This window comes from uncultured Campylobacter sp. (assembly GCF_937890585.1).
Taxonomy (GTDB): Bacteria; Campylobacterota; Campylobacteria; order Campylobacterales; family Campylobacteraceae; genus Campylobacter_A.
This window is the reverse complement of sequence record NZ_CALACG010000256.1, coordinates 1-7,248: the sequence shown is the minus strand read 5'-3', so window position 1 is coordinate 7,248 and position 7,248 is coordinate 1. Positions and strand designations below refer to the sequence as shown.

Annotated in this window: 5 protein-coding genes and 1 pseudogene; all 6 read right to left on the bottom strand. The window is 41.7% G+C overall.

Going from position 1 to position 7,248, the window contains the following annotated elements; genetic code table 11:
• Positions 1-58: 58 nt before the first annotated feature.
• Positions 59-1,633 (bottom strand): phosphoenolpyruvate carboxykinase (ATP), encoded by a 1,575-nt coding sequence (gene pckA, locus Q0296_RS07740; RefSeq protein ID WP_180999304.1) that lies wholly within the window; start codon positions 1,631-1,633, stop codon positions 59-61.
• Between the two features lie 105 nt (positions 1,634-1,738).
• Entirely contained in the window at positions 1,739-3,541 is a 1,803-nt protein-coding gene (locus Q0296_RS07735) for a biotin/lipoyl-containing protein (RefSeq protein WP_298038961.1), read from the bottom strand.
• 122 nt (positions 3,542-3,663) lie between these two features.
• Positions 3,664-5,052 carry a TRAP transporter large permease subunit gene (locus tag Q0296_RS07730; protein WP_298038956.1) on the bottom strand — a complete coding sequence of 463 codons (1,389 nt, stop codon included), beginning with the start codon at positions 5,050-5,052 and terminating at the stop codon, positions 3,664-3,666.
• A complete protein-coding gene (locus Q0296_RS07725) occupies positions 5,040-5,561 on the bottom strand; it encodes a TRAP transporter small permease subunit (protein ID WP_298038953.1) in 522 nt (173 codons plus the stop codon). The genes Q0296_RS07730 and Q0296_RS07725 overlap by 13 nt, the downstream gene beginning before the upstream one ends.
• Positions 5,554-6,906: a sodium-dependent transporter gene (locus Q0296_RS07720; protein WP_298038950.1), complete on the bottom strand. Its 1,353-nt coding sequence runs from the start codon at positions 6,904-6,906 to the stop codon at positions 5,554-5,556. Before Q0296_RS07720 ends, Q0296_RS07725 begins: the two co-directional genes overlap by 8 nt.
• Before the next feature lies 1 nt (position 6,907).
• Positions 6,908-7,248 (bottom strand): annotated as a pseudogene (locus tag Q0296_RS07715) (sodium-dependent transporter); the annotation flags it as partial.

Below are 7,248 nucleotides of genomic sequence, written 5' to 3'. Positions count from 1 at the left end.
CTATTTGATAGTTTAAATTTAAAAGCCTTGTAGGTAACCTACCCGCAAGGCTATAAATTTAAGCTTTTGGACCAGCTTTGGCGTACTCAACGCCCTCTTTTACATCTTCGTAACGTTTGAAATTTTCAACAAACATTTTAGCAAGCTTGTCGCGTGAAATATTGTACTCAGCTGGGTGTGTCCATGTATTTATAGGATTTAGCAGTTTTGTCTCGACACCATCGAGCTCTTTTGGTATAGCGAAGTTAAATTTATCAAAATTTTCAAATTCGCATTTTGTGATGCTGCCGTCTAAGATCGCATTTATGCAAGCACGCGTTGCTTTGATGCTCATACGCTTGCCAACGCCGTAAGCACCGCCGCTCCAGCCTGTATTTACAAGATAGACATTAACGCCGTGTTTATCGATCTTCTCACCAAGCAGTTTTGCATAGACGGTTGGGTGAAGTGGCATAAATGGCTCGCCAAAGCAAGCGCTAAAAGTAGCGACTGGCTCGGTGATACCGCGCTCTGTGCCAGCAACTTTTGCTGTGTAGCCACTTAAGAAATAATACATCGCCTGCTCTTTTGTTAGCTTTGCAACTGGAGGAAGCACGCCAAAAGCGTCAGCGCTTAAAAAGATGATATTTTTTGGATGGCCAGCACTTGAGCTTGGCTCGTAGTTGTCGATGTGATAGATCGGATAGCTCACGCGTGTGTTTTCAGTCTTTGAGCCATCTTTATAATCAACCACGCCGTTTTCGTCAGCCACGACATTTTCAAGTAGTGCATCACGCCTGATCGCTGCGTAAATTTCTGGCTCGCTGCTTGGATCAAGATTGATACATTTTGCATAGCAGCCACCCTCAAAGTTAAACACCCCATCATCGTCCCAGCCGTGCTCGTCATCGCCTATTAGTTTGCGTTTTGGATCGGTTGAAAGTGTCGTTTTACCAGTGCCAGATAGGCCGAAAAATAGCGCCGTATCGCCCTTCTCGCCTACGTTTGCAGAGCAGTGCATGCTTAGCTTGCCCTCAAGTGGCAACCAGTAGTTCATCATAGAAAAAATGCCCTTTTTCATCTCGCCGCCATACCATGTGCCACCGATCACTGCGACATTTTCCTCGACATTAAAGATGACAAAGACCTCTGAATGTAGCCCATCAGCCTTGTAGTCCTCGTTTTTTGTCTTGCAAGCGTTATATACTACAAAATCAGGCTCAAATTTAGCCAGCTCCGCTTCACTTGGGCGGATGAACATATTTTTTACAAAGTGCGCTTGCCACGCTACTTCGGTGACGAAGCGGACTGATTTTTGGCTCTTTTTGCTAGCTCCACAAAATGCATCTTGGATAAAAATTTCTTTACCACTTAGCTGCTCTTTTGCTTTTTTAAGAAGCTTGTCAAAAAGCTCCTTTGTGATAGGCTGATTTATCTTGCCCCAAGCGATGTATTTTTGGCTTGGATCTTGCTTGACAAAGTACTTATCTTTTGGGCTTCTGCCTGTAAAAATTCCAGTATCAACCATAAATGTGCCGTTACTTGAGACTCTGCCCTCATTGTTTGCCTTTTCAAGCTCAAAAAGCTCGTCGTAGCTTAGATTATGATTTATCTTTTTGATCTCTTTTAGACCTAGCTCGTCTAGCTTATTTATCATGTTGTTTCCTTTTAAATTTTCGTTTCTTTATAAATTCTGACCTAAAAGTCATCAAAATGTTAATCAAATTTCGCTTAACACTATCTTTTTAAAGGGCTAAATTTACTTAAATTTAGCCACCACTTGATTGTTCGCGACGCTTTGGCCTTTCTCTACCTCAACTGAGGCTATGACGCCGTCTTTTGGGGCTTTGACCTCTATCTCCATCTTCATCGCCTCAAGCACGACTACGGCCTGACCTTTTTTGACGCTATCTCCTGCGCTAACTAAAATTTTATGCACAGCGCCTGGCAAATTTGCAACGATGTCGTTCTCAGTCGCAGCTACCGAGCTCTTTTTAGTGCCCTTTGCGCTTTTGTTTTCAACTTCGGTGATTGATTTTACCTGTATGCTATCGTTAAAGCCCTCGCTTACCTCGACGTTGTAGCGGCTGCCATTTACGACTACGCTATATCTGCCGCTTTGAGCCTGTTTGCCCTCGTTTGCTTTGGCTTTTGGGTCGATCTTTCTAACATTTACTTTCGCCTCGCCTTTTAAAAATGCGATGCCCTTTTCTTTACAAGCTGCAGCGATAAAGACGTTTTCTTCAGTAACTTTGATCTTATTTTGTTTTAAAATTTCTTTAACGTGTGCAAGCGACTTGGTCTCATCTTTATCGGCTATATCAACTGCATGTTTTGTAGTTGGGTTTAAGCCTAGTTGCTCACTAGCAAGCTTAATGATCTCTTTATCAGGCGTAACTGGGGTCTTGCCAAAGTAGCCAAGCACCATTTTGCCGTATCCCTCAGCGATCTTTTTCCACTTGCCAAACATTACATTATTAAATGCTTGTTGGAAGTAAAACTGACTAACAGGGGTCACTGAGGTGCCATATCCGCCCTTTTGCACCACTTCGCGCATCGCAAGGATGACCTCTGGAAATTTATCTAAGATGTTGTTATCTCTCATCATCTGGGTATTTGCAGTGAGCGCGCCACCTGGCATAGGTGAAAATGGTATGAGAGGGCTTACCTGCACAGCTTCAGGCGGCAAGAAGTATTCTTTTAAACAATCATTCAAAACGCTCTCGTATTTTAAAACTTTTTCGACGTCAAGTCCGCCAAGATCGTAGTTTTTGCCTTTTACTGCGTGAAGCATGGTTAGGATATCTGGCTGACTTGTGCCGCCACTTACTGGGCTTGCAGCTAGATCTATACCATCGACACCAGCTTCAAGCGCTGCAAGATAGCAAGCGACACTTACGCCTGCGGTTTCATGCGTGTGGAGTCTGATATGAGTTTTTTCAGGAAGAAGTTTTCTAGCCATTTTTATGGTCTCATAGACCTTTTGTGGGCTACTTGTACCACTTGCGTCTTTAAAGCAAACGCTGTGATACGGGATATCTGCGTCTAAAATTTCTCTTAAAATTTTCTCATAAAATTTAACATCATGCGCTCCGACACAGCCACTTGGCAGGTCCATCATAGTGACGACTACTTCGTGTTTTAGGCCGTGATGAGCGATCCTCTCGCCTGAATATTTTAAATTTTCAACATCATTTAATGCGTCAAAATTTCTAATAGTAGTTGTTCCGTGTTTTTTAAAAAGTTTTGCGTGAAGGTCGATAAGCTCGCGGCTACCAGTGTCAAGGGTGACGGTATTTACGCCTCGGCTGAGAGTTTGAAGATTTGCTTTTGGGCCTACGATACTTCTAAATTTATCCATCATGGCAAAAGCGTCTTCGTTTAGGTAAAAATAAAGGCTTTGAAATCTAGCCCCACCGCCAAATTCAAAATGCTCTATGCCAGCTTCCTTTGCTGCTTCAAGCGCGGGCAAAAAGTCGTTCATAAGCACTCTAGCGCCATAAACCGACTGAAAGCCATCTCTAAAGGTTGTATCCATAACATCGATAAATTTCTTTGCCATTGCTCACCTCTTTAAATTTATAAATTTGCTTTAAAAGCGGTCATAAAAAATGGCTAAGTTGGGCAGAAACTCAAATTAGCCATTTTGCTTATTTTGGTATTTTACAACCAAAAACTTTTATATCATTTAAAAAGTGAGAGTATGTAGTTAAATAATCCGCCGTGGCTCGCATCGATCATCGGTTTTAGCTCCATTAAAAAGTAGCAAAAGAAGATGAGTACCACTATCTGGATGATGATGTATGGGATGACGCCTTTATAAATAGCAGTCGTTTTTATCTCAGCAGGCGCAACTGATCTTAGGAAAAATAGGCTAAATCCAAATGGCGGCGTCAAAAATGAAGTTTGTAAATTCATAGCCACAATGATCGCTAGATAGACTGGATTTATGCCTAGTTTCGCGGCGATCGGCACCAAGATAGGAAGCACGATATATGAAATTTCAACAAAGTCGATGAAAAATCCTAGTACAAAGATGACGACCATACTAAAGATGATAAAGCCCCACTTCTCGCCTGGTAAATTTGTCATGAAATTTTCAACTATCTCGTCGCCACCAGTGTAGCTAAACACCATAGAAAAGGCAGTTGCACCAACAAGTATGGCAAAGACTAGAGCTGTCGTTTTTACGCTCTCTTCCAAGGCCTCTTTTATCATTGAAAACGAAAAAGTCTTATAAAACATAGCAAGGATGATAGCACCCACACAGCCAAAAGCTGAGCTTTCAGTAGGCGTTGCGATACCTGCAAAGATAGAGCCTAGCACGCAGATAACTAGCAAAAGTGGCGGGAAGATAGCCACAAGCGCTCTTATCACCTGTCTAAATTTACTAACTCCGCTCTCATCTTTTACCACAGGAGCGATCTCTGGCTTTAGATAAGCAACGATCAAGATATAGACGATATAGGCGCCAACTAACGTTAGACCTGGTAAAAACGCCTGGTGAAATAGCTCGCCAACTGGCACTGAAAAGATATCGCCCAAGATGATGAGAACGATAGATGGTGGGATGATCTGCCCAAGAGTACCAGCAGCGCATATAGTGCCGCACCCTAGAGCTTGGTCGTATTTGTACTTTAGCATAACTGGTAGGCTTATAACTCCCATAGCAACAACGCTAGCGCCAACCACACCAGTTGAAGCAGCCAAAAGTGCGCCAACCAAGATAGTGCTTATCGCGATACCGCCACGAATTTCACCAAATAGCATACCCATGCTCTCAAGTAGCCTCTCAGCTAGTTTTGACTTTTGAAGTACGACACCCATAAATACAAAAAGCGGAACGGCTATGAAAATTCTACTCTCCATGATAGAGAAAATTCTATATGGCATGAAGTTAAACATATCTCTAAAAACTTCGATACTGCCAATTAGGCCGTTGCCATCGCTAAAACCCTCGATCAAACTACCAACCATGCCAAATATCATCGCAACCGCACCAAAGGTAAATGCCACTGGAAAGCCAATGCCAAGCATCAATAGCGCGGCTATAAACATTATTAATCCCGCCATATTTTCTCCTTACTAGCTTTCTTATAGCGATTTAAATTTCTTATAAAAAAGCCAATCGCAAAAAATATAAGGACATAAAATGAAAAAGGGATAAGGGCCTTTATGATCCACCTATGCGTAAGACCGCCCGAGTCTGCGCTCGCTTCAGAGCTAGTGTAGGCGTCTGCGACAAACTCAAACGATAAATTTGAAACCAAAAGCGCAAATGGTATGACAAAAAACACAGTGCCCAGCATATTTACAAGGGCTTTGTTTTTTGGTGAAAATTTAGCGTAAAAGATATCAACTCTAACGTGCGAGTCCTCTTTTAGCGCATAGCTCATACCAAGCAGAAATATCACGGCAAAAAAGTGCCACTCAAGCTCTTGAAATGCGACGTTGCCGTAAGAGAAAAAGTATCTTGCCACGACGTTAAAAAAGACATCTGCTATCATCAAAGCCATGACAAACATACAAATATAGCCGACTATATCGCCGGCCCTATCAAAAAACCTCTCAAACTTATCCATTAAAAACCTTTAATAGCTCATTTACCATGATGATAAGCACGCAAACTGGCGCCACATATCTTAGTAAAAAGTACCACGCATTAAATACAAAATCACTCATATATGGGCTAAATAGCACATAAAGCGCATCTCTTTTCATAAAATATCCAACAAATATCGCGCCGCCGATACCACTAATAGGTAGCAAGATATTTGAAGCGGTAAAGTCAAGGAAGTCAAAGAAATTCTTACCAAAGAGCGTAAATTTATCGCCAACGTTTTCTATATTTGATAAAAGACATAAAAATCCTAAAATAAATATCCCAGCACAAACTATGCAAAGCGCTTTTTTTCTACTCATGCCATACTCTCTGATCAAGAAAAATACAAATGGCTCGACGATAGAGATGGCTGAAGTGATACCAGCAAAGATGAGCGCAGCAAAAAATGCCACCGCTAAAATTTGACCGATCGCGCCAAGCTTTGCAAAGAGCGTTGGAAGCGAGATAAAGACAAGGCCCGGTCCTTGAGACGGAGTAGCGCCAAATTCAAATATAAATGTGAAGATAACAAGGCCCATCATAATGGCTAAGATGATATTTATAAAGACGATACTTAGCGTTGAGGTGGCTAAATTTGTATCATCACTTAGGCTAGCTGAATAAGTAATGATCGCTGCCATGCCAAGAGATAGCGTCCAAAATGCAAGGCCAAGAGCCAGCAAGAGTGAGTTAAATGAAATTTTACTAAAGTCTGGGATCAGCAAAAACTCGGCTGATTTTACAAAGCCACTCATCGTCATAGAGTAAACAAGCATGATCAAAACCATGATAAATAAACTTGGCATCATCCAAACATTTAGCTTCTCTATGCCGCTTTTTACGCCTTTTGATAGGATGAAAAAGCAGGCCGCAAATGCTATAACAAAGTAAAGTGTCTGCTCGCCAAGGCCGTGTGTGAGCAGCTCGTTAAATATCGCCTTTGAGCTATCTATATCGCCTGGAAGACCGCTAAATGAGAGCGTGAAATACTTAAAGACCCAACCGATGATCACGATGTAGTATGATGAGATGATAGCCGCTGTTACCATGGCTAAAATTCCCACGATCTGCCACAAATTTTTATTTTTTGGTGCGAGCTTTCTAAAGGCATTTACGCTGTCGCTCTCGCTAAGCTTGCCGATACTAAGCTCCGCCATAAAGATAGGCACGCCGACTAGAAAAGTTATCAAAAGATATAGGATAATAAACGCCGAGCCGCCGTTTTCACCAACCATGTATGGAAATTTCCACGCATTACCAAGTCCGACCGCCGACCCTGCGACTGCCAAAACATAGCCTATTTTAGAAAATTGTTCTTTTGCCATATTATGAGATCTCCCTTATTAACACCACCAGAACTAAAAGTGGAGCCACAAATCTAATTAAAAAATACCAAATTTTAAATACAACCTTGCCCATATAAGGCACAAATAGCTCTTTTAAAAGCTCAAATTTCATAAAGTAGCCAACAAAGATAGCAAACAAGATGCCACCAAGTGGGAGCATGATGTTTGAGCTGAGATAATCAAGCAGGTCGAAAAAGCTCTTACCAAAAAATGTAAGCACATCTTTAAATTCGCTTGTGCCACTTAACGCACATGAAATTCCTAAGATATAAACCACGCAAGCAACGATAAAGATCGATTTATTTCTACTAAATTTTAGGC

Bases quoted from the DNA above. Each gene is read 5' to 3' on its own strand.
- Q0296_RS07735 (WP_298038961.1), bottom strand. From the start codon at position 3,541: ATGGCAAAGAAATTTATCGATGTTATGGATACAACCTTTAGAGATGGC.
- Q0296_RS07730 (WP_298038956.1), bottom strand. From the start codon at position 5,052: ATGGCGGGATTAATAATGTTTATAGCCGCGCTATTGATGCTTGGCATT.
- Q0296_RS07725 (WP_298038953.1), bottom strand. From the start codon at position 5,561: ATGGATAAGTTTGAGAGGTTTTTTGATAGGGCCGGCGATATAGTCGGC.
- Q0296_RS07720 (WP_298038950.1), bottom strand. From the start codon at position 6,906: ATGGCAAAAGAACAATTTTCTAAAATAGGCTATGTTTTGGCAGTCGCA.